Raw genomic sequence first — 21155 nt, 5'->3', positions numbered from 1 at the left:
GAGTGTGGGCAATTCGACGGGCCGCGTGCCGGACCTGGAGAATGCCGTAGGGTCCGGTGCGGTCGTGCCGGTTGCTCCGGGTTGTCGTTGTTTCAGATGGTGCGCCGTCCTCACGGGCGGTGCCCGGGCCGGGGTGCCGCAGCGCGCCGGAAGGATTTGGGCCGCAGCGCCATGGCGCGGCGGCCGCGTGTGGTTGAGGGGCGGGTCGGTGCAGGTCCGGCCCGTGCGGATGGGCGCTGCGGTCGGTGATCGCGTCGCCAAGGGGCGCGGCAGCGGCCTGGAAGGAGCTTTGACAATGACCGATGGCGGCCACGTCCCGGGCGAGGGACTGCCGGAGCACCTGCACGCCGGGCCCGACCCGCTCGGCGGACCGGAGGGCGTCGCGGGCGTTGCACCCCTGCAGGGCCTCGCGACCGACGGCGGTGTGATCCCCCACCCGGCGGCTCCGCCCGGCGCGATGCCCGGCGTGATGCCTCCCGGCGCGGGTGTGATCCCGCCGCAGGGTCAGCCGAACTTCACCGTCCCCGGCGTGCCGCCCCAGGCCGTCCCGGGCGAGGGCTGGGCCGTCGACCAGGGCGCCGCGCGCCCCGCATTCCACTTCGTCGACCAGCCGGACGGACTGGACGACGAGGACGACGTCCTGCTGATGCCCGGCCCGCAGGGCTCCTGGGGAGCCGAGCAGGCGCCGTTCGCGCCGCAGCCGGACGGCACCCCGGTCGAGCCGTCCTGGCCGCCGGTGGACCCGCCGGTGCTCGGCGGCGACCACGCCCAGGCGCACGTCCAGGCCGCCCAGGCACAGCCGCACGCCCAGCAGCCGATGACGCAGGCTCAGCCGCCGCGCCGGCCGCTGCACGCCGGCCCGCCGATCCCGGACCCCTCGCTGATGACCGGTCAGGTGCCGGTCCGTTCGCTGGCCGACCGTGGCCCGTCGCAGGGCGGCACGCCCGCGCACGGCATCCCGGTGGTCGGCCGCCCGCCGATGGGCGAGGCCGTCGCGCCGGTCCCGGGCGCCGTGCCGCAGGGCGTGCCGCAGGCCGCCCCGATGGCGCCCGCCGCGCCGATGCCCCCGGTGGCCACCACGGTCGAGGGCGGGCCGGAGTTGCACCAGGTGCCGCAGGGTCAGGGCTACCAGCAGGTGCCGCTGGCCGGGCAGCCGGTCGAGGGCCTGATGGGCGTCGAGACGGTCGGGGCGATCGAGGTGGTCGAGGTCGCCGAGATGCCGGAGGCCGTCCAGGCCCTGCCGGTCCCCGAGGCCGCGCAGGCCGTGCCGGCTCCCGAGGCCGTGCCGGCTCCCGAGGCCGTGCCGGCTCCTGAGGCGGCTCAGGCCGCTCAGGCCGTCGTGGTCGAGCCGGTCCCGGCGGACGGCGCCGCTCAGCCGGTCGCCGAGGCGGTCGCGGTGGAGAACGCCGCGGTCGAGACCGTGGTCGTCGACGCCGTTGCCGTGGAGACGGCCGTGGCCGTGGCCGAGGTCGTCGCCGTCGAGGGCGGTGCCGAGGCCGTCGCCGTCACCGCGGAGGGCGTCGCGGAGGGCGTCGCGCCCGTCGAGCAGTCCGAGGTTGCCGCGCCGGCCGGTCAGCCGCGCCGGATCTCCGCCTTCCTCGCCGCGCCGACCCCGCACGGCCTGCCGAAGGTCGAGGCGGCCCAGCAGACCCCGGTGGCCGAGGAGGCGACGCAGGAGCAGCCCGCCCCCATAGCGGCCGCCGACGCGCCACAGGCCGCCGAGCAGGCCCCGGAGGGCGAGGCGGTCCAGACGGCGGAGCAGGTCGAGCCGGCCGTCGAGGTCGTCGAGGTCGTGGAGGCCGTCGATGCCGCCCAGGCCGTCGTGGTCGAGGCGGTCGCCGAGACCGCCGCCGGCACCGGCGAGATGCCTTCCGGCCAGGCCGTCGCCGAGACCGCCGGCCAGGAGTCCGTTGTGACCGAGCCCGCCGCCGTCGAGCCGGTCACCGAGGGTGAGCAGGCGCAGCCGGAGGCCGTAGCGGCCGAGCAGCCCGCCGAGGTTCCGGCCGAGCCGGTCGCGGAGCAGACTGTCGAAGCCGCCGCTGAGCAGGCTGTCGAGCAGCCCGCGGAGGCCGCGCAGCCCGCCGAGGTCGCCGATGCCGCCGCGCCGGAGGCCGAGCAGCAGCCCGCGGCCGAGGCCGTCGCCGAGACCGAGACCGCCGAGACCGCCGAGCAGCCTTCTGAGGCCCCGGCCGCCGAGGCGGCCGCCACCGAGGAGCCCCAGGCCGAGCCCGGCGCCGCCGCGCCGGAGGCCGTCCAGGAGGAGGCCTCCGCCGCCGGGCCGGTCGCGGAGCAGGCTGTGGAGCAGCCCGCCGAGCAGGCCGCCGAGCAGCCCGAGCAGCCTTCCGAGGCCCCGGCCGCCGAGGAGTCCGCCACCGAGGCACCGCAGTCCGAGGCCCAGGCCGAGCAGCCCGCGGAGTCCGTCGAGCCGTCCGAGGCCCCGGCCGCCGAGGACGAGCAGTCCGCCGAGCCCGCCGAGCCGCGCGGCCCGGCCGCCCCCGGCTACGACGAGGCCGGCCGCGACGCCGTCCACCAGGTGATCCGCGAGCGCCGCGACATCCGCAACGGCTTCCGCCCGGACCCGATCCCGCACGAGGTGCTGATCCGCGTCCTGGAGGCCGCCCACACCGCGCCCAGCGTCGGCTACTCGCAGCCCTGGGACTTCGTGGTGATCCGCTCGGCGAAGACCCGCAAGCGGATGCACGCCCTGGCCGAGCGCCAGCGCGAGGCGTACGCGGACTCGCTGCCGAAGGGCCGGGCCAAGCAGTTCCGCGAGATCAAGATCGAGGCCATCCTCGAGACCCCGGTGAACATCGTGGTCACCGCCGACCGCACCCGCGGCGGCCGCCACACCCTGGGCCGGCACACCCAGCCGCAGATGGCCCCGTACTCGGCCGCCCTGGCCGTCGAGAACCTCTGGCTGGCCGCCCGCGCCGAGGGCCTGGGCGTCGGCTGGGTGAGCTTCTTCGACGACGAGCAGCTGGTCCGCGAGCTCGGCCTGCCCGAGCACCTGGAGGTCGTCGCCTACCTGTGCGTCGGCTTCGTCGACTCCTTCCCGGACGAGCCGGAGCTGGAGCAGCAGGGCTGGGCCAAGAAGCGCCCGCTCGCCTGGGTCGTCCACGAGGAGCAGTACGGCAACCGCGCGCTGCCCGGCGAGGAGCCGCAGAGCCTGCTCGCGGACACTCTGCGCGGCATCCGCCCGCTGGACGCCAAGGCGCTCGGCGAGGCCTGGGACCGCCAGAAGCGGATGACCAAGCCGGCCGGCTCGCTCGGCATGCTGGAGATCATCTCCGCCCAGCTGTGCGGCCTGTCCCGCAAGTGCCCGCCGCCGATCCCGGAGCCCGCCTGCGTGGCGATCTTCGCGGGCGACCACGGCGTGCACGCCCAGGGCGTCAGCCCGTGGCCGCAGGAGGTGACCGCCCAGATGGTCGGCAACTTCCTGGCCGGGGGAGCGGTGATCAACTCCTTCGCCAAGCAGATCGGCACCGAGGTCTGCGTGGTGGACGTCGGCGTCGCCGCCGAGCTGCCGCAGGCCGTCCAGCAGGGCCGCGCCACCGGCCTGCTGCCGCGCAAGGTCAAGCCCGGCACCGCCGACATGACCCAGGGCCCGGCGATGACCCGCGAGGAGGCCCTCCAGGCCATCGAGGTCGGCATCGAGACCGCCCGCGACCTGGTCGCGGCGGGCAACAAGGCGCTGGTCACCGGCGACATGGGCATCGCCAACACCACCGCCTCGGCCGCCCTGATCTCGGTGTTCACCGGTCTCGACCCGGCCGAGGTCACCGGCCGCGGCACCGGCATCGACGACGAGACCCACGCCCGCAAGATCGAGGTCATCCGCGCCGCGCTGGCCCTGCACCAGCCCGACCCGAACGACCCGATCGGCGTCCTCGCCGCCATCGGCGGCCTGGAGCACGCGGCCATCGCCGGCTTCCTGCTGGGCGCCGCCTCGCTGCGCACCCCGGTGGTGCTGGACGGTGTGATCGCCGGTTCGGCCGCGCTGGTCGCCAAGGCGATCGCCCCCGAGGTGCTGGCCGCCTGCATCGCCGGCCACCGCTCCGCCGAGCCCGGCCACCAGGCCGCGCTGGCGAAGCTGGGCCTGCGTCCGCTGATCGACCTCGACCTGCGGCTCGGTGAGGGCACCGGTGCCCTGCTGGCGCTGCCGCTGGTGCAGAGTGCGGCCCGCGCGATGCACGATGTAGCCACCTTCGACTCCGCCGGGGTCACCGAGAAGGCCTGACGACCTCCTCACCGCTCCGCGGACCGGCCCGAGGGCGCGCCGGCCCGCGGAGCGGCGTATCGCCACCCGGCCCGCTGGGCGGCGTACCACCGCACTGCCCCAGACCCTCACTCCCGATCAGGAGCACTGCCGATGACCGCGCCCACCCCGCACCCCAGCACCGAGGGCCGCACCCCCTACCCGGTCGGTCTGCTGCTGGCCGGCCGCCGCGTCGTGGTGGTCGGCGGCGGCCAGGTCGCACAGCGGCGGCTGCCGGCCCTGATCGCCTCCGGTGCCGAGCTGCACCTGATATCCCCGGCCACCACCCCGGCCGTCCAGGCCATGGCCGACGCGGGCGAGCTGACCTGGCACGCCCGCCCGTACGCCGACGGCGACCTGGCCGGCGCCTGGTACGTCCTGGTCGCCACCGACGACCCGGCGGTCAACACGGCGGTCAGCGCCGAGGCCGAGCGCGAGCGGGTGTTCTGCTCCCGCAGCGACGACGCCTCCGCCGCCACCGCCTGGACCCCGGCCAGCGGTCGCGACGCCGGCGCCACCGTCGCCGTCCTCACCGGCGACCCGCGGCACTCCGCGGCCCTGCGCGACGCCATCGTCGGCGGCCTGCGGGACGGCTCGCTGGCCACCCGCTCGTACCGCTCGCACGGCGCCGGCGTCGCCCTGGTCGGCGGCGGCCCCGGCGATCCGGACCTGATCACCGTGCGCGGCCGCCGCCTGCTCGCCGACGCGGACGTGGTGGTCGCCGACCGCCTCGCCCCGCGCGAGCTGCTCGCCGAGCTGCCCGAGCACGTCGAGGTGATCGACGCCTCGAAGATCCCGTACGGCCGCCAGATGGCCCAGGAGGCGATCAACCAGGCGCTGATCGAGCACGCCAAGGCCGGCAGGTTCGTGGTCCGGCTCAAGGGCGGCGACCCGTACGTCTTCGGGCGCGGCGGCGAGGAGCTGCTGGCCTGCGCCGAGGCCGGCATCCCGGTCACCGTGGTGCCCGGCATCTCCAGCTCGATCAGCGTCCCGGAGACGGCCGGCATCCCGGTCACCCACCGCGGGCTGACCCAGGAGTTCACCGTGGTCTCCGGCCACGTCGGCCCGGACGACCCGCGGTCGGTCACCAACTGGCAGGCCGTCGCCGGGATGAGCGGCACCCTGGTGCTGCTGATGGCCGTGGACAAGATCGGCGCGATCGCCGCCGAGCTGGTGGAGCACGGCCGCCCGGCCGGGACCCCGGTCGCCATCGTCCAGGAGGGCACCACCGCCGCCCAGCGCCGGGTGGACGCCACCCTGGGCACCGTCGCCGCCGTGGTCGAGGCCGAGGGCGTCAAGCCCCCGGCGGTGATCGTGGTCGGCGACGTGGTGAACGTGCTGGCCGCCGCCTTCCAGCGCTGATCAGGGGCATGGCCGGGAGTGGGAAGTCGGCCGGTCCGACTTCCCGCTCCAACGGCTGCTCCTACTCCAACGGCTGTTCCGTCCAGATGACCTTCCCGCTCGCCGTGTAGCGCGTCCCCCAGCGGTCCGCGAACTGCGCTACCAGGAACAGCCCGCGCCCGCCCTCGTCCTCCGTCGCCGCGTACCGCAGGTGCGGCGAGGTGCTGCTGCCGTCCGACACCTCGCAGATCAGCGAGCGGTCGCGCAGCAGCCGCACCCGGATCGGCCCGGAGCCGTACCGGATCGCGTTGGTCACCAGCTCGCTCAGGATCAGCTCGGTGACGAACGCGGCCTCGTCCAGCCCCCAGTCCGCCAGCCGCTCCGCCACCTGCGCCCGGACCGCCCCCACTGCCACCGGCTCGGCGGGCACGTCCCACTGCGCGACCTGGTCCGGCGCCAGCACCCTGGTCTCCGCGACCAGCAGCGCGATGTCGTCCTGCGGATGCGCCGGCAGCATCGCCCCGAGCACGTCCGCGCAGGTCTGCTCCGGCGTGCGGGTCTGCCCTCCGAGCGCCTCCCGCAGCAGCGCCAGCCCCTCGTCGATGTCCCGCTCGCGGTCCTCCACCAGCCCGTCCGTGTACAGCACCAGCCGACTGCCCTCGGCCAGCTCCAGCTCGGCGGTCTCGAACGGCAGCACCGCCAGCCCCAGCGGCGGCCCGGTCGGCAGCTCCGGGAACGTCACCCGGCCCTGCGGGTCCACCACGGCCGGCGGCGGATGCCCGGCGCTGGCCAGCGTGCAGCGCCGCGACACCGGGTCGTAGATCGCGTACAGGCAGGTCGCTCCGGTCAGGCCGCCGCTCTCGCCGCCGCCGGCCTCGTCCTGGTCGATCCGGTTCACCAGCTCGTCCAGATGGCCCAGCAGCTCGTCCGGCGGCAGGTCGAGCGTCGAGAAGTTGTGGATCGCCGTCCGCAGCCGCCCCATCGTCGCCGCCGCGTGCAGCCCGTGGCCGACCACGTCGCCGACCACCAGCGCCACCCGCGCACCGGGCAGCGGGATCACGTCGAACCAGTCCCCGCCCACCCCGGCCTGGGCCGGCAGGTAGCGGTGCGCCACGTCCAGCGCGTTCTGTTCGGGCAGGCTGCGGGGCAGCAGGCTGTGCTGCAGGGTCACCGCCATCGCGTGCTCGCGGGTGTACCGGCGCGCGTTGTCGATGCACACCGCCGCGTGCGCCACCAGCTCCTCGGCCAGCGTCAGGTCCTCCGACTCGAACGGCTCCGGCCGCTCCGCCCGCCAGAACCGGACCATCCCCAGCAGCACCCCGCGCGCCCGCAGCGGCACCCGCACCAGCGAGTGCACCCCGTACGCCAGCGCCTGCTCCGCCCCCTCGGGGTCCTGCTCCCGCCAGCCCTGCGACTCGGCCAGCCGCGGCTCCAGCCGGGGCACGCCGCTGTGCAGTGCCCCGGCCAGCGGGGTCGCCGGCACCACGTCCAGGGCGGTGCCCACCGGGTAGAACGGGCCGTTGCCCCTGGTCCCGACGACGGCCGCCCGCCGCATCCGGTTCAGCGAGGTGCCCCGCGGTGGCTCGTCGCCCGCCAGCACCTGTTCCGCGAGGTCCACCGTGACGAAGTCGGCGAACCGCGGCACCGCGACCAGCGCCAGCTCCTCCGCCGTCCGGGTGACGTCCAGCGTGCTGCCCACCGTCATGCCGGCGTCGTACAGCAGCCGCAGCCGCCGCTGCGCGCCCTCGGCCCGGCCGGTCAGCGCCATCAGCTCGGTGGAGTCGCGCAGCGTGGCGACGCAGCCCGGTGGGCCGCCGTCCTGATCGGTCAGCCGGACGTTCACCGCCAGCAGCCGCTCCCCGGCCAGCACCACCTCGTCGGTCACCGGACGGTCGGCGGTCAGCAGCTCCAGCGGTGCCGGGTCCAGGCCCAGCTCGGTCACCGTACGGCCCTCGGCGTCCGACGGCAGGTCCAGCAGCCGGCGCGCCTCGTCGTTGCAGAGCAGCAGCCGCCCGTCCCCGGCGACGATCATCACGCCCTCGCGCACCGCGTGCAGCACCGCCGCGTGGTGCTCGTACATCCGGGTCATCTCGACCGGGCCCAGCCCGTGCGTCTGCCGCCGCAGCCGCCGGCTGATCAGGGCCGTGCCCAGCGTCGCCAGGCCTATCGCGCCCGCCGCCGCGCCCAGGACCACCGGCAGCTGGCGTTCGCTCGCGGTGGAGACGTTGCTCAGGGTGACCCCCGCCGAGACCAGCCCGACCACCGAGCCGTCCGGCGCGTACACCGGGACCACCGCCTGGACCAGCGGGCCGAGCGTGCCGGTGAGGTGCTGGGTCACCACCTGGCCGTGCAGCGCGGGCTCGTACGTGCCGACGAACTTCTGGCCGATCCGGGCCGGGTTGGGGTGGGTGTAGCGGATGCCCTGGTTGTTCAGCACCACGATGAAGTCCACGCCCGAGGAGATCCGCGCGGACTGCGCCTTCGGCTGCAGGATCGCGGTCGGGTCGGGGGAGCGCAACGCGTCCACCATGCCCGGCGAGTTGGCGAAGGCCTGTGCGACCGCCACCGACCGGTTGCGGGCCTCCCGGTCGGCGTCGGTGCGCGACTGCACCACCAGCGCCACCGCGGCGCCCGCCACCAGCAGCAGCACGACCAGGATCTGGAGCGCGAACACCTGCCCGGCCACCGACCGGTGCCGGGCCGGTCGCGGACGCTTCGCGCGTGGCAGCTGTTGCCGACCGTGTGGGCGCCCACCGAAGGAGCCGGCGTCGCCGGTGGCACCAGAGGCCGACGGAGCCCAGGATCGGCCCGGATTTCGGGCCATACGGTCATATTTGCACTCCGGCTAGCCCGGGACCACCCCGTCCCCTGGGCCGTTTGGCCTTCCCCGCCCCGGCTTGGCAAGATCGCAGGGTGTCCGAACCCAGCACCATCACCGACCCGGCCGACCCCCGCCTCGCCGACTACACCGGCCTCACCGACGTAGAGCTGCGCCGCCGCCGCGAACCCGCCGAAGGCCTGTTCATCGCCGAGGGGGAGAAGGTCATCCGCCGCGCCCTCTCCGCTGGCTACCGGATGCGGTCGATGCTGCTGACCGCCAAGTGGCTCGACGTGATGGCCGACGTCATCGCCGACGCAGACGCCCCCGTCCATGTGGTCGAACCCACGCTCGCCGAAGCCGTCACCGGCTACCACGTCCACCGGGGCGCCCTCGCCTCGATGGAGCGCAAGCCCCTCCCCGACGCCGCCGACCTGCTCACCGGCGCCCGCCGCGTCTCCGTGTTCGAGGACATCGTCGATCACGCCAACATGGGGGCGGCCTTCAGGAACGCGGCCGCCCTGGGCGTCGACGCGATCTTCCTCACCCCACGCTGCGCCGATCCCCTCTACCGCCGGTCCGTGAAGGTGTCGATGGGCGCCGTCCTCCAGGTGCCGTGGACCCGCCTGGAGGCATGGCCGAAGGACATCGAGATCCTGCGTTCCGCAGGCTTCACGGTCGCGGCACTGTGTCTGAGCGACCAGGCGATCACCCTCGATGAACTCGCTTCGCGGGACGACGAGAAGCTCGCCCTGGTTTTCGGCACAGAGGGCACTGGTCTCGCCGCCGAGACGCTCGCTTCGGTCGACGAGCATGTCCGCATCCCGATGGATGCCGGTGTCGACTCGCTCAACGTCGCAGCAGCCTCGGCGGTGGCCTTCTACGCGACCCGGCCGCGACGTGAGCTGATCCGGTAGATCACTCAGGGCAACTCCTGGGCCCCCTCGACCTCCTCCAACCCGGCGGATCACCAGCAATGCGGTGCCGTGGCGCAAGGCCCGGCGCTTCGTCGGCCGGGCCGTAGGCGTGACTCATGGACGACCAGTCGACGCGGTCGACGCCCTCGAGATTGTTGATCACGGGTCGCACAGTGACACGAGGTACTGACACTGCCACCAGTGCACAACGGGTCGCTGGTCAGCAATTCCCTACGCCGCCCCCGGCGAGCAACCCGGGACGCCCAGGCCGGGCGGCAGGTCGCGGGTGAGGGTGGCGGGTGTACGCGCAGCAGACTGCCGGGTGCCGCCGAGCTCGCGCAGTTCACTCAGCGCGAGCCCCATCTGGGCTCTGCCGCGAATACGCGACACCTGAACATGCGAGCTCACCAGTCGCTTGGTTCGTTACCTGCCGTGACCTTCTCCGGGTCGTACGTGAAGCGGCCCTGTTATCCGTGGCAAGGGGGCGGCTCCTGCCCCGTCTGCTGCGGGGCCGCACCCGCGGGCCGGTGTTCGTCACCCACCGCCGCCCCGGCCCGGGGAAGGTGGTCAGCCCGCGCGACGTGTGCCCGGACACCGGCCTGGCCCGGCTCTCCTGCGGCCAGGCCCGCGCCCTGCTCGACGAGCACACCGCCGTGCGTGGCCCGGGAACCGGTGCGGGCCTGCACGAGTACCGCCATTCCGCCCTCACCCACCTCGGCGAGCAAGGCGCCTCCCTGCTGATGCTGATGGCGAAGTCCCGGCACAAGAAGCCGGAGAACGTCCGCCGTTACTTCAAGCCCTCTCCCGAGGCGATTTCCGAGCTGACCAGCCTGCTCGCGCCTGGTGACGCACGGCGCTGAGTCACCTGTCTGGGCCAAACGCGCGAACCGGGCCCGGCGGCCGCGTCGCCCACGGGGACGGCGGCGTTGTCCGGGCATGGAGCTGGGAATCGCGGAGTCGGCCGTCACGATCAGGGCCTTGTCGGTGAACGGCAAGCGGATGTCGAAGGGGATCTACAGCCAGTTGCCCCGGCGCCCGCTGCTCGCCGACGACTGCACGGTGGAGGGCAGGCCCCGGGGGCACGTGGTGGACCCGAAGTGCTGCCACAGCCCCAGCCACAATCCGCACTGGCACGTCGTCCACGAGTACGAAGGCGAGCTGTTCATCAGCTTCGGTACTGGTGAGGTCGTCTATTCAACTGTCGCCAATTCTCGGGTCAGGGCACTACGGCAGTGACCGTCTGTAGTCGCCGGGTCTGCCCGATCATTCGGGAGTTGGCCGGTGGTGGGCCAACGCCAGGGGCTGGCCTCGTCTTTGCGCACCTGTTGTGCCGGGGCTCACGGAACCGCGGCTTGACCTTGCCCTTGGGGCAAGGTCGACGCTGGTGGCATGACGAACTCGAACGCGACTGACTCGGTCTGGAGTGGCATGTTGCCGGTGGAGGACACCGCGCTGGCCGTGACCGACACCGGCGGGACAGGGACCCCCGTGGTCTACCTGAACGGTTCCTACGCCGGCCGGCGGCACTGGCGGCCCGTCATCAACGACCTGGGACCGGGGTGGCGACACATCGCCTACGACGAGCGGGCTCGTGGCAACTCGAAGAAGTCGGCGGACTATTCGTTCGAAGCCTGTGTTCGCGATCTCGACGCCGTCCTCACGGCGAGGCGGGTGGAGCGGCCGCTGCTGGTGGGCTGGTCCTACGGGGCGTTGCTCGGGGTGCAGTGGGCCGCTCGGTATCCGGGCCGTGTCGCCGGCGTGGTCGGGGTCGACGGTCCCTATCCGGTGGGCTGGACCGACGAGGCCGACCTGGAGAAGGTCCGGCGGCTGTTCCGTAAGTTCCGATGGGCGTTGCCGATGGCGCGCCTCATCGGCAACGCCGCGCGGATGAGCGCCGAACAGCATGCCGAGATCAACATCGAGGCCCACAAACTCCACGCAGCCCTCGAACCGGTCCTCGACGGTTTGACTGTCCCGGTCCGGTACGTGGTCGCCTCGGGGGAGGCTTTCGGAAGCTCCGGTACTTTGCAACAAGACATGCGCGCTACTCTCGACCCGGTGCTCGCCCGCAACCCGAACCTCACGATCAGCGCGAAAGTCGCCAGCAACCACGGCACGATCGTGCGCAAGGATTTCCGCGCCATCGCCGAGGCCACCCGCGAGGTCGCCGCCCTCACCCGCGAGGGTCGCTGATGACCACGACCAGCGGCGTCACGATCGGCCAGGCGGCGGCCTTCGCCGGCGTCACGACCAAGACCATCCGCCACTACCACCTGCTCGGCCTGGTCGACGAACCGCGCCGCGACGGTTCCGGCTATCGCCGCTACGGGTCGTCCGACCTGCTGCGGCTGGTCCAGGTCCGGACGCTGGCCGAGTCCGGCGTACCGCTGTCCGAGATCGGCGCCCTGCTCGGCGCCGATCCGCAGCGGTTCGCCGCCGACCTGGCCGAGGTCAAACGGCGGCTGACCGAGAGGATCGAGGAGCTGACCGCACGCCGCGACCTGCTGGACCAGCTCGCCCACGGCGACCGGGCCCTGCTGCCCGACCGGGCCTGCGCACTGTTGGACCGGGCCGCCGACCTCGGCTTCACCCCGGACGAGGTGGCGACCTACCGCGAGGGCATGGTGCTGGCCAGGGCCCTGGTCCCCGACGGCTTCGACGACTTCCTCACCGAGGCCGAGCACGCGCTCGACGACACCCGGTTCGTCGCCTTGAACAAGCAATGCTGGGCCGCCAAGGACTGGGAACCCGACGACCCCCGCATCGAGGAACTCGCGACCGCAGTGGCCGACCGCTTCCTCGCCAACCCCGCGCTGCTCGCGATCCCGAACGGCCTCCAGGCCCGCACTGACGTCACCCGATACGGCCTGCTCAACCACCACGGCGAAGACCAGGCACCGGCCATGGCCCGGCTGACCACGCTGGTCGAGACGAAGCTTCGCTCCGCCGGCGTGGACATCCCACACCAGTAGTCGCAGCCCGGAGTCACCGGAGCCGGATTCGAACCGCAGCTCACGGTCGGGGCTTGGAACATCGGTACAGCGGTTGACGCCAAGCTGATCTCCGACAAGCTCAGCGGAAGTCGTCGGCGTGGTCGACGGCCCACTGGGCGTATTTATGCGCCGGCGTGCCGGTGATCTTTTCGGCGATGGCGGAGGTCAGAGCCGGGACGCCGTCGGCAGCGGCCCACTGACTCACGATCGCCTCGGCCACGACCGGATGCATTGTTCTGCCCACGTCCGCGCGAGCCTGCTCGTCGGAGACGTGTTCGACCCGGATGCGGCGGCCGAGGGCCTCGCCGATGTACTCGACCTGCCGTTGCAGGGTCAGGGACTCGGCTCCGTAGATGGTGTATGCCTGGTGCGAGTGACCCGGTTCGGTCAGGGCGGTCACCGCAAGCGCCGCGATGTCCTTCTCGTGCACCGGTGCCGACTGTGCGAGCGGATAGGGAAGACGGACGGCGTTGTCCGTGCGGATCGATTCGGCCCACCAGGTGCGGGTGTTGATCGCGAACGTCCCTGGCCTGACGAATGTCCAGTCCATGCCGGACCGTTGGATGGCCTGCTCGATCGTGCGGTTCAGGCGGGGGACCGGGTGGTCGGCGTCGTGGTTCACGACCGACACTGACGAGAGCAGGACCACCCGCCGGATCCCCGCGGCTGTGGCCGCCGCAGCGACCTTCTCGATGTCGTAGGGCCTCTGGGGGTCGAGCATTCCGTACAGGAACATCTTGTCGGCGCCGTCGAGCGCTGCGGGCAGCGTCTCGGGACGGTCCAGGTCGGCGGCGACGGCTTCCCACCCGGGCGTCGAGCCCGAGGCTGGGGTCCTGCTGACTGCTCTGACCCGCTCACCGGCGGCCAGCAGGCCATTGACCACGTGACGAGCGACGTTACCGCGAGCGCCGAAGACAACTGCCACCATGATGGGGACCTCCTATCGGGTGTGGACCTGTTGGTTGTGGACGTGAATGGCCGCACAGCGGCGATGCCAAGTGGGTGGGGTGTGAGGGCCCGCTTACCGCGCGAGCGCCGTGAGCGGGCCCTCCGGTCGCCGCTCAGGGCTGGATGTTCTCCAGGTCCTCCAGGAGGCTGAGGTGCTTCGGCTCCCAGCTGAGGGTCTGCCGGGTGCGGGCGCTGGACGAGGGCTGGTCGTTCGCGAAGATCGGGCCGAGAGGGCCGTACGTCTGCGATGGCACCGACTCGACCGGCAGGCCCAGCCGTCGGCCGATGACCGCGGCGATGTCACGCACCTGGTCTCCCTCGTCGCCCACGGCGTGCCAGGAGGTGCCGGCTTCCGCCTGTTCCAGCGCGAGCCGGAAGAGGACTGCCGCGTCGAGCGCGTGCACGGCCGGCCAGCGCTGTGTGCCGTCGCCCGGGTGGCCGGACACTCCGGTCCGGCGTGCGATGTCGGTCAGCAAGCCGGCGAACCCGCCCGTGCCCTGGTTGTGGACCGTGCGCGGCAGGCGTACGGCCGTGCTCCGGACCCCGCGCGAGGCCAGGCCCAGGACCGCCGTGACGGCGCGGCCACGACCACCGACCGGCCCGTCGGTCGGCAGCGGGTCGGCCTCGGTGGAGGCACGGCCCGGCACATGGGGCGTACCCGAGCAGGTGACCAAGGGCCGGTCGCTGCCGACGAGTTCCTCGCCGAGGGTCGCGAGGGCGGCGCTCTCCTCGGCGACCGCCTTGGCGACGGCGTCGGGGCTGCTGAAATCGTTGGCGAATGCCAGGTGGATCACCCCGTCGGCCTGAGCGGCGCCGGAGCGAAGGACGTCCAGATCGGCGAGAGCTCCCCGGAGAGGCTCGGCGCCGGCCGTCTCGGCGGCCAGCGCGGAGGCGTCGGAACGGGCGAGCGCGAGGACGCTGTGGCCGTTGCCGAGCAGTTCGGCGACGACGGCGGAACCGATCAGACCAGTGCCACCCGTGACAAAGACGTGCATGGAGCTCTCCCTCAAGTGATGGGACTCTTGTCCCATCACTTTAGCAGGGTGATGGGACAAGAGTCCCATCACGTAGGATGGGGCCATGGCTCGATGGGAACCAGGCGCACGCGAACGCCTCGTGGTGGCTGCAGTCGACCTGTTCACCGAGCAGGGGTACGACGCCACGACGGTCGCGCAGATCGCCGAGCGCGCCGGGGTCACCAAAAGCACCTTCTTCCGGCACTTCCCTGACAAGCGAGAGCTGCTGGTGGCCGGACAGGAGACGCTGAGCCGGCTGCTGACCGAGGGGATCACCGAGGCGCCCGATGACGCCAGCCCGCTCGAGGCGGTCGCTGCCGGTCTTGAGCGCGCGTCGAGCGCGATGGGTCCCATGAATCGCGAGCTCGCCCCGCGCCTGAAGGCTGCCGTCGCCGCCAGTGTCGAGCTTCAGGAGCGTGACGCCCTCAAGACCGTCAGCCTCGCGGCCGCGATGGCGACCGCCCTGGTCGCCCGCGGCCTGTCCGACCCGGCCGCGGCCCTCGCGAGCGAGCTGGGCGTCCTCGCCTTCAAGCGCGGGTTCGCCGAATGGTCCGAGGGCGACCGTGACGGCAAGGACGAGCTCACCGGGTACGTCCTGGCGGCCCTGGACGAGTTGCGTACGGTGAGTGCATCGCTGGGCTGAGCGGACAGATCGTCCCGCTCATCGGCTGGTTGCGCATCGACCCGTCGCCCGTCAGGCCCGCAGACGCACGCGGCTCCTTCTCAGCACAGCTGCTCGGCCAGTCCCGACGATGATGCCCTCCGGGCCGCGGACGTAGCAGAGCAGATAGCTGTCCTCGAACCCGGCGATCTCGCCGACGAGTTCGGCGCCGTGAGGGCGCAGGCGGGCACGACACCGGCCCGGCCCGCTTGTCCTACGGCCAGGCCCGCGCGCTGCTCGACCGGCACACCGCGCTGGCCGGGCCGGGTGCCGGCTGGGACCTGCACGAGTGGCGGCACTTTCGCTGCCCCACCTCGGGGAGCAGGGTGCGTCCCTGCTGATGCTGATGGCCAAGTCGAGGCACAAGAAGGCGGGGAACGTCCGACGGTGCGTCAAGCCGTCGGCGGAGGCCATCGCCGAGGTGACCAGCCTGCTCGCGCCGGGGACGCGCGGCACTGAGCGGGCGTGAGGTTCGGGCGCTGCCCTCGGGTGTTCCGGCCGGGGTTATCCTGCGACGGAGCCCGGCCGGCACGCCCGACGGTTCAGCCCTGGAGGGAGGCGAGCCAGGAGGTCAGCAGGCGGTTTACCTCCTCGGGACGCTCCTGCTGGATCCAGTGCCCGCAGCCGTCCAGGATGTGGGTGGAGGACAGACCGGGGAGGGTGGCTGGGTAGGCGTCGATCGCGTCGGCCATCCAGGTCGTGGAGGCGTCCAGGGCTCCGCCGATGAACAGGGACGGCTGCTTGATCGGGGCTCCGCGGTGCGGGGCGAGTTCTTCCCAGTCGCGGTCCATGTTGCGGTAGCGGTTGAGGGCGCCGGTCAGGCCGGTGCGCTCGAACTCCCCGGCGTACACGTCGAGGTCGTCCTCGGTCAGCCAGGCGGGCAGCTTGCCGCCGGGGAAGCGGTCGCGCAGCCGGCCGCCGGTGCGGGCCACGAAGTGGGGGTCGGGCTCGCCCTGGGTGGGCATGGTGTCGGCAGACATGGCTGCGTAGAAGCCCGCGAGCCAGCCCCGGAGGTCGGGCTCCATCTCCGCTTCGGCCCGGCCGGGCTCCTGGAAGTACGAGACGTAGAACTCCTGGTCGCCGCCCATCTGCGCGAGGACGTCGGTGGGGCGGGGGCCGCCGGGCGGCGCGTAGGGGACGCTCAGCAGTGCGACGGCGCGGAAGACTTCGGGGTGGAGCAGGGCGGAGGCCGCCGCGATGTTGGAGCCCCAGTCGTGCCCGACGACCACCGCCCTGTCCTCGCCCAGGGCGCGCACCAGGGCGACGTTGTCCGCCACGAGGTCGAGCATCCGGTAGGCGTCCGTCGCGGCCGGCTTGGAGGAGCGGCCGTAGCCGCGCACGTCGAGCGCCACGGCCCGGTACCCCGCCGCCGCGAGGGCCGGGAGCTGGCGGCGCCAGGAGTACCAGGACTCGGGGAAGCCGTGGACGAGCAGGACCAGCGGTCCGGTGCCCTGCTCGACCAGGTGCAGGCGCCCGGCGGGTGCCTCGATGGTGCGGTGGCGCAGGTCGGTGGACGGCGCGGGCTGGTGCATGGCTTCTCCTCGGTTCACGGGCGGCTGCGGTTGCCCACCGATCTTGCGGCGCGGCGGCCGCCCGACGCGAACACCCTTGTCATCCTGGCAAACTGGCAGGACAGGGCGGTGGCGGCAGGGCCGGAAGGAACGGGGCGACGGTGACGGACGACGGCATAACCGACACGCTGGCGGCCATGGGCCCTCGGCTGCGGACCGCGCGCGAGCAGCGCGGCACCACGCTTACCGACGTCAGCCGCGCGACCGGCATCTCGCTGAGCACGCTGTCGCGGATCGAGACCGGTCGGCGCAAGCCGACCCTGGAGGTGCTGCTGCAGCTCGCGAAGGCGTACGGCATCTCCCTGGACGAGCTGGCCGGCACCGTACCCGCCGCCGCGGCCGGACCGCGCATCCCGATGCCGCAGCGTCCCGGCGACGACAAGGTGGTGCTGCCGTTGACCCGGTACGTGGGGGGCCTGCACGCCCACAAGCACGTCCTGCCCGCCGTCGACGCGCCGCCGGCGCGGCCGCGGCAGGTCTCCCACGACGGGTACGAATGGCTGTGCGTCCTGTACGGGCGGCTGTGGCTGGCGCTCGGCGAGCAGGACCTCGTCCTGAGTGCCGGGGAGGTGGCCGAGTTCGACACCCGCACCGCCCACGGAGTCGCGAACGCCGGACCCGGCGGACCGGTCGAATACTTGATCATGTTCGGGCCGCAGGGAGAGCGCCTACGACCGCGCACCCCAGCCCTCGGCCGCGGGGCCCGGTAGTGCGGAGCAATGCGATCTCCCGGGCGTCGTCGGTGGCGGAAGCTGCTGCGGTCGCGCTGAACACCCTGGTCGAACTCGACAAGGCGGCGGCCCGCACCGAGGCGGAGGAGGAAGCGGAACGGCCGAAGGGCATCGCCGAGGGCTGATGAGGCTGACGCCCGCGGGGCAGCTGTCGCACGACGGCCCGGGAAACCGGCCCGTCCGCGGGAACGGGTGTTTGCGTGACCCGTGCTTCGGTCACACAACGGGCAAGACCGTCTGGGCCGACCCGAGGCTCCACACCGAGGAGGCAGCGGCTTCGGCGAGGGCACATCGGTCGACTTCGGCACGGTCCCGTGCCAGGACCCGTTCGTCAGCAGTGACGGCCAGGCGATCACCGTTGAGGCACCCCCCGGCGTCGGCGTGGTCGCCGTCCGGGTCACCACCAACCTGGGCACGTCGCCCGCCGTCCCCTTCGGTCAGTTCGCCTACGACGGCCCCGACCCCGTGATGATCACCAGCATCGCCCCGACCAGTGGCCGGAAAGGCGACTCCGCCACCATCGTCGGCGTCAACTTCGGCTCCGACGCCCAGGTCTACTTCGGCGACAACCCGTCCCCGTCCGTCCAGGTCAAGCGCACCGGCGAGCCCAGCGAGATCGTCGCCACCGCGCCCGCCCCGACCACCGGCGCCGGCAAGCCCCGCACCGTCGACGTCAGCGTGCTGTCGAACGGCTACTCGTCCCCGACCGGCCCGCCGCCCTCGACACCGTCCGCGCCGCTGGCTTCACCCTCCTCGCCCTCACCCCCGCCGACACCGCCGTCGACCTCGCCACCCTCACCCCCCACGCCCTCCCCAAGACCGCCCTCCTCCTCGGCGCCGAAGGCGACGGCCTCACCCCCCGAGCGATCGCCGCCGCCCACCACCCCGTCCGCATCCCCATGGCCCACGGCATCGACTCCCTCAACGTCGGCGCCGCCGCCGCCGTAGCCTTCTACGCCGTCACCACCCCCTGACCCCCACCTCCCACACTTCGCCAGCAGAGTCGCCGGGCCGACTTTCCGCGCGGCGCAGCCGGTAGTTGACGCGGCCGTCGGCTGTTCAGCCCGTCGGGGCTGTCGGTGGGGCCGGGGCGGCGGCCGGGGGAGGGGTGGTGGGGGCGGCGCCGCCGGAGACGCCGGCGCCGGGCCAGGATTCGCCGAGGGTGCCGTCGGCGCGCACGGTGTAGCGGGTGGAGATGACCGCGCCGGTGGTGGTCACGCGTTCCTCGCGGACGACCGCGCTGCCGTCCAGGCGCCAGGTGGCGGTGGCCTGCGGGTCGGCGGTGGAGGTGCGGGAGGTGGTGGCGACCGGGGTGTCCCCGGTGAAGGTGTAGAGCTGGACGAGGTCGACCGGCGCCGATCCCTCCGCTCGCCGCAGCACGACGACCGCGGCCGGCTGGCCCTTGTACCGGGCCGGCAGCACCGCGCTCAGCGCGACCTGCGGTCCGGCTCCGACCGAGTGCCCGTCCTTCAGCGGGACGACGGGCCCGCCCGCCCCCTCCGAGTAGCTGCGGTTGGGCCAGTCCACCACGGGCCCCGGCCCCTGCGCGGGCGCCAACGCCCCGTCCGCCGTGCCGCGCGCGGCCGCCGGGAGCGGGGTCGCGGAGGCCTGCAGCGCGACGTCCACCGAGGTCCCGGGCACCGCCTGTTCGCCGCCCCTGGTACTCGCGGTCTGCCCGACCACCGGCCGCGCCCCCTGGTTGCTCCGGTTCTCGCAGCCCTGCGCCGCCGCGATGGCCAGCGCGACGCCGATCGTCACGGTGACGAAGACCACCAGCCGTTGCCGCAGCAGCCGCTGCCGCGCCGTGCCGGGCCGCCCGCCGGGGGCGGGGGTGTGCTGGCGGTCCCGGGGCCGCGGGCGGGCCGGCGGGGGAGTGTGCGGGCGGTCCCGCAGTGGACGGGTGACCGGCGTCGCCTCGGGCCGGGGGAGCGGGCCACCCTGCGGGCGCCGCGCCGAAGCCCCGGGCGCCTGCCCGCCTGGACGTCCTGCCGCAGCCCGGGCCCGCGGCGCCGGCGCGGCCGGTTCGGGTGAACGTCCGGGGGCCGGAACGCCCGGCCGTCCGCCGTCCTGCTGCGGCGCCCGCGGCGCGCCGGCGGGCGCCGCAGGCCCGGCAGCCGCCGCGGCCGGAGCCGCGCCCCGCCGCGTCGCGCGCCCGCCGCCACCGGTGGTCGCCGCCCCGCGGGCGGCCAGTTCGCTGAGCCGCTCGTGCAGCGCGGCCGCGCCGGGCCGCTCGGCGGGCTCCTTGGCCAGGCAGGCCCGGATCAGCGGGGCGAGCTGCGGCGGCACGGCCGACAGGTCGGGCTCCTCGTGGACGACCCGGTACAGCATCACTTCGGAGGACGCCCCGGATCCGAACGGGGTGTCCCCGGTGAGCGCGTACGCGAGGGTCGCCCCGAAGGCGAAGACGTCCGTGGCCGGGGTGACGGCGGCGCCGCGCACCTGCTCGGGCGCGAGGAAGCCGGGGGAGCCGACCGCGGTGCCGACGTGGGTGAGGGTGCTGGCGCCGCGCGACCACGCGATGCCGAAGTCGATGATCCGCGGGCCGCGCGGCGAGAGCAGGATGTTGGAGGGCTTGAGGTCGCGGTGGACTACCCCGGCCTCGTGCACCTTGACCAGACCGTCGGCCAGCGCGGCCCCGATCCGGGCGGCATCCGGCCAGCTGAGCGGCCCCTCGTCGCCGACCTGCTTGTAGAGGGACGGCCCGGGGACGTACGCGGTGGCGAGCCAGGGGCGGTCGGCCTCGATGTCGGAGCCGACGACCCGGGCGGTGCAGCCGCCCCGGATCCGGGAGGCGGCGGCGATCTCGCGGGCGAAGCGGGTGCGGAACTCCTGGTCCTCGGCGAGTTCGGCGCGGATCAGCTTGAGGGCGACGCGCTGTCCGCGGCGGTCGGAGCCGAGGTAGACCACGCCCATGCCGCCGGCTCCGAGTCGCCGGTGCAGGCGGTACGGCCCGACGATGCGGGGGTCCTCACGCCTCAGCCGCATCATCGCCATGTCTCGTTCCCCGTCAGCCCGTGGGTGAGGCCCCGTCGGTTGGGGCATCGTCAGTTCCTGTCTGGCACAGCTTACGGACTGCCCGCTGCGGTGTGCTGATACGCAACACCTCACGCCACCGTGCGATTGTCGGATCGTGCTCTGAGCTGCAGGTCACAGGGGGGCTGAATCGTTTCTCGGGGTTGCCCCTCAGGGTTCCCTCGGGGGCGGGGCGAGCCGGCCCTCCCTCTCCGGTAGTACGCCTTGAGTCTGAGCGTCATCCTCCGGGATGCCCGAGGAACAGTACGACGGCATGACGTCCGAACGGCCCCCTGGCCAATAGCGTTGTGCTCAGCGGTGGACGGGGAGCTCGTCCCCCGAGGTAAGCCGTCCACCGCGCCCACTCGACCGGATCAGGAGCAAGGCCATGGCAATGCAGCAGACGGGCACCACCCGCCGCCGTCGGCCGGCCTTCACCCAGCCCCAGTCCGCCGAGCAGCCCACCCGGCACCCCGCCGTCGCGCTGGCCATGGCCCTGCCGTGCGCCGTGCTGCTGGTGTTGCTGTTCGGCGGGTGGGAGCAGATGGCGAACCAGGCCGAAGCCCTGGCCGATCTGATCGGCCGCTGAGGCTGCGAGGCCACTGAAAGAGGAACACCAGAACGGGCACTGTTCCCCTGGGGACGGGGAGCGGTGCCGCCGGGGAGGCCGCGGCCGCGATGACACGCGGACGGGCGAGAGCGGTGCGCAGAGCGCCCCGGCAGGCGGAGACGCCGCGTACGGACGTCGGTGAGGGCGACCGTACGCGGCTCTTCTCTTTCCCGCGCCTCCGCGCTTCCCGCGCCCCCGCGCCCCCTCCCACGAACCCGCCGGAACGACAAAACGGCCGAGGCCGCGACCCTGACGGATCGCGGCCTCGGCCGTTACTGTGCG

The 21155-nt window shown here is 73.6% G+C and carries 15 protein-coding genes and 4 pseudogenes; 12 read left to right on the top strand and 7 right to left on the bottom strand.

Annotated features, from left to right (window positions below):
- The first annotated feature begins 295 nt into the window (after positions 1-295).
- Positions 296-4237 (top strand): nicotinate-nucleotide--dimethylbenzimidazole phosphoribosyltransferase, encoded by a 3942-nt coding sequence (cobT, locus tag ACIG5E_RS14225; protein ID WP_396533678.1) that lies wholly within the window; start codon positions 296-298, stop codon positions 4235-4237.
- Between the two features lie 132 nt (positions 4238-4369).
- On the top strand, positions 4370-5617 hold the full coding sequence (gene cobA / locus ACIG5E_RS14220) for a uroporphyrinogen-III C-methyltransferase (protein WP_396533677.1): 1248 nt from the start codon (positions 4370-4372) through the stop codon (positions 5615-5617).
- Between the two features lie 61 nt (positions 5618-5678).
- On the opposite strand, the gene ACIG5E_RS14215 is transcribed toward cobA, so the two are convergent.
- On the bottom strand, positions 5679-8420 hold the full coding sequence (locus ACIG5E_RS14215; protein ID WP_396533676.1) for a SpoIIE family protein phosphatase: 2742 nt from the start codon (positions 8418-8420) through the stop codon (positions 5679-5681).
- Positions 8421-8509: 89 nt separating this feature from the next.
- Between ACIG5E_RS14215 and ACIG5E_RS14210 the strand changes: the two genes are divergently transcribed.
- Positions 8510-9331 (top strand): TrmH family RNA methyltransferase, encoded by an 822-nt coding sequence (locus ACIG5E_RS14210; RefSeq protein WP_396533675.1) that lies wholly within the window; start codon positions 8510-8512, stop codon positions 9329-9331.
- Positions 9332-9562: 231 nt separating this feature from the next.
- Here the strand turns inward: ACIG5E_RS14210 and ACIG5E_RS14205 are convergent, their stop codons facing one another.
- The gene (locus tag ACIG5E_RS14205; protein WP_396533674.1) at positions 9563-9694 is read right to left on the bottom strand and encodes a hypothetical protein; all 132 of its coding nucleotides are present in this window, start codon (positions 9692-9694) and stop codon (positions 9563-9565) included.
- A gap of 119 nt (positions 9695-9813) precedes the next feature.
- Between ACIG5E_RS14205 and ACIG5E_RS14200 the strand changes: the two are divergent.
- The 4 genes and pseudogenes from ACIG5E_RS14200 to ACIG5E_RS14185 all read left to right on the top strand — a co-directional run.
- A pseudogene (locus ACIG5E_RS14200) lies at positions 9814-10191 on the top strand (site-specific integrase); the annotation flags it as partial.
- 76 nt (positions 10192-10267) lie between these two features.
- Complete coding sequence (locus ACIG5E_RS14195) at positions 10268-10567, top strand: hypothetical protein (protein ID WP_396533673.1); 300 nt, start codon at positions 10268-10270, stop codon at positions 10565-10567.
- Positions 10568-10720: 153 nt separating this feature from the next.
- The gene (locus ACIG5E_RS14190; protein WP_396533672.1) at positions 10721-11524 is read left to right on the top strand and encodes an alpha/beta fold hydrolase; all 804 of its coding nucleotides are present in this window, start codon (positions 10721-10723) and stop codon (positions 11522-11524) included.
- Positions 11524-12303 carry a MerR family transcriptional regulator gene (locus tag ACIG5E_RS14185; protein ID WP_396533671.1) on the top strand — a complete coding sequence of 260 codons (780 nt, stop codon included), beginning with the start codon at positions 11524-11526 and terminating at the stop codon, positions 12301-12303. The genes ACIG5E_RS14190 and ACIG5E_RS14185 overlap by 1 nt, the downstream gene beginning before the upstream one ends.
- A gap of 100 nt (positions 12304-12403) precedes the next feature.
- Here the strand turns inward: ACIG5E_RS14185 and ACIG5E_RS14180 are convergent, their stop codons facing one another.
- Together ACIG5E_RS14180 and ACIG5E_RS14175 are read right to left on the bottom strand one after the other, a co-directional pair.
- Complete coding sequence (locus ACIG5E_RS14180) at positions 12404-13252, bottom strand: NAD(P)H-binding protein (RefSeq protein WP_396533670.1); 849 nt, start codon at positions 13250-13252, stop codon at positions 12404-12406.
- Between the two features lie 133 nt (positions 13253-13385).
- Complete coding sequence (locus tag ACIG5E_RS14175) at positions 13386-14267, bottom strand: SDR family oxidoreductase (protein ID WP_396533669.1); 882 nt, start codon at positions 14265-14267, stop codon at positions 13386-13388.
- Positions 14268-14352: 85 nt separating this feature from the next.
- Here ACIG5E_RS14175 and ACIG5E_RS14170 point away from each other — a divergent pair, with 85 nt between their 5' ends.
- Complete coding sequence (locus tag ACIG5E_RS14170; protein ID WP_396533668.1) at positions 14353-14931, top strand: TetR/AcrR family transcriptional regulator; 579 nt, start codon at positions 14353-14355, stop codon at positions 14929-14931.
- Positions 14932-15011: 80 nt separating this feature from the next.
- On the opposite strand, the pseudogene ACIG5E_RS14165 reads toward ACIG5E_RS14170, so the two are convergent.
- Positions 15012-15138: pseudogene (locus ACIG5E_RS14165) on the bottom strand (VOC family protein); the annotation flags it as partial.
- A 100-nt stretch (positions 15139-15238) separates the two neighbouring features.
- Here ACIG5E_RS14165 and ACIG5E_RS14160 point away from each other — a divergent pair.
- The gene (locus ACIG5E_RS14160; protein WP_396533723.1) at positions 15239-15418 is read left to right on the top strand and encodes a hypothetical protein; all 180 of its coding nucleotides are present in this window, start codon (positions 15239-15241) and stop codon (positions 15416-15418) included.
- Positions 15419-15491: 73 nt separating this feature from the next.
- Here ACIG5E_RS14160 and ACIG5E_RS14155 read toward each other — a convergent pair whose 3' ends face one another.
- Positions 15492-16481: an alpha/beta fold hydrolase gene (locus ACIG5E_RS14155; RefSeq protein WP_396533667.1), complete on the bottom strand. Its 990-nt coding sequence runs from the start codon at positions 16479-16481 to the stop codon at positions 15492-15494.
- 176 nt (positions 16482-16657) lie between these two features.
- On the opposite strand from ACIG5E_RS14155, the gene ACIG5E_RS14150 reads away from it, so the two are divergent.
- Positions 16658-17230: a helix-turn-helix domain-containing protein gene (locus ACIG5E_RS14150; RefSeq protein ID WP_396533718.1), complete on the top strand. Its 573-nt coding sequence runs from the start codon at positions 16658-16660 to the stop codon at positions 17228-17230.
- 731 nt (positions 17231-17961) lie between these two features.
- Positions 17962-18225: pseudogene (locus ACIG5E_RS14145) on the top strand (TrmH family RNA methyltransferase); the annotation flags it as partial.
- A gap of 688 nt (positions 18226-18913) precedes the next feature.
- Here ACIG5E_RS14145 and ACIG5E_RS14140 read toward each other — a convergent pair.
- Positions 18914-20245, bottom strand: a pseudogene (locus ACIG5E_RS14140) (serine/threonine-protein kinase); the annotation flags it as partial.
- A 406-nt stretch (positions 20246-20651) separates the two neighbouring features.
- On the opposite strand from ACIG5E_RS14140, the gene ACIG5E_RS14135 reads away from it, so the two are divergent.
- Entirely contained in the window at positions 20652-20852 is a 201-nt protein-coding gene (locus ACIG5E_RS14135; protein ID WP_396533666.1) for a hypothetical protein, read from the top strand.
- The last annotated feature ends 303 nt before the right edge of the window (positions 20853-21155 follow it).

Source organism: Kitasatospora sp. NPDC053057, from assembly GCF_044546945.1.
GTDB lineage: Bacteria > Actinomycetota > Actinomycetes > Streptomycetales > Streptomycetaceae > Kitasatospora.
Note: the sequence above shows the minus strand (reverse complement) of the source record. Positions and strands in the feature narration are given on the sequence as shown.

Excerpts from the sequence above, each read along its gene's own strand:
- cobT (WP_396533678.1), top strand. The coding sequence starts at position 296 with ATGACCGATGGCGGCCACGTCCCGGGCGAGGGACTGCCGGAGCACCTG.
- ACIG5E_RS14215 (WP_396533676.1), bottom strand. The coding sequence starts at position 8,420 with ATGGCCCGAAATCCGGGCCGATCCTGGGCTCCGTCGGCCTCTGGTGCC.
- ACIG5E_RS14185 (WP_396533671.1), top strand. The coding sequence starts at position 11,524 with ATGACCACGACCAGCGGCGTCACGATCGGCCAGGCGGCGGCCTTCGCC.
- ACIG5E_RS14135 (WP_396533666.1), top strand. The coding sequence starts at position 20,652 with ATGGCAATGCAGCAGACGGGCACCACCCGCCGCCGTCGGCCGGCCTTC.
- ACIG5E_RS14155 (WP_396533667.1), bottom strand. The coding sequence starts at position 16,481 with ATGCACCAGCCCGCGCCGTCCACCGACCTGCGCCACCGCACCATCGAG.
- ACIG5E_RS14170 (WP_396533668.1), top strand. The coding sequence starts at position 14,353 with ATGGCTCGATGGGAACCAGGCGCACGCGAACGCCTCGTGGTGGCTGCA.
- ACIG5E_RS14180 (WP_396533670.1), bottom strand. The coding sequence starts at position 13,252 with ATGGTGGCAGTTGTCTTCGGCGCTCGCGGTAACGTCGCTCGTCACGTG.
- cobA (WP_396533677.1), top strand. The coding sequence starts at position 4,370 with ATGACCGCGCCCACCCCGCACCCCAGCACCGAGGGCCGCACCCCCTAC.
- ACIG5E_RS14195 (WP_396533673.1), top strand. The coding sequence starts at position 10,268 with ATGGAGCTGGGAATCGCGGAGTCGGCCGTCACGATCAGGGCCTTGTCG.
- ACIG5E_RS14205 (WP_396533674.1), bottom strand. The coding sequence starts at position 9,694 with ATGGGGCTCGCGCTGAGTGAACTGCGCGAGCTCGGCGGCACCCGGCAG.
- ACIG5E_RS14150 (WP_396533718.1), top strand. The coding sequence starts at position 16,658 with ATGGGCCCTCGGCTGCGGACCGCGCGCGAGCAGCGCGGCACCACGCTT.
- ACIG5E_RS14190 (WP_396533672.1), top strand. The coding sequence starts at position 10,721 with ATGACGAACTCGAACGCGACTGACTCGGTCTGGAGTGGCATGTTGCCG.
- ACIG5E_RS14175 (WP_396533669.1), bottom strand. The coding sequence starts at position 14,267 with ATGCACGTCTTTGTCACGGGTGGCACTGGTCTGATCGGTTCCGCCGTC.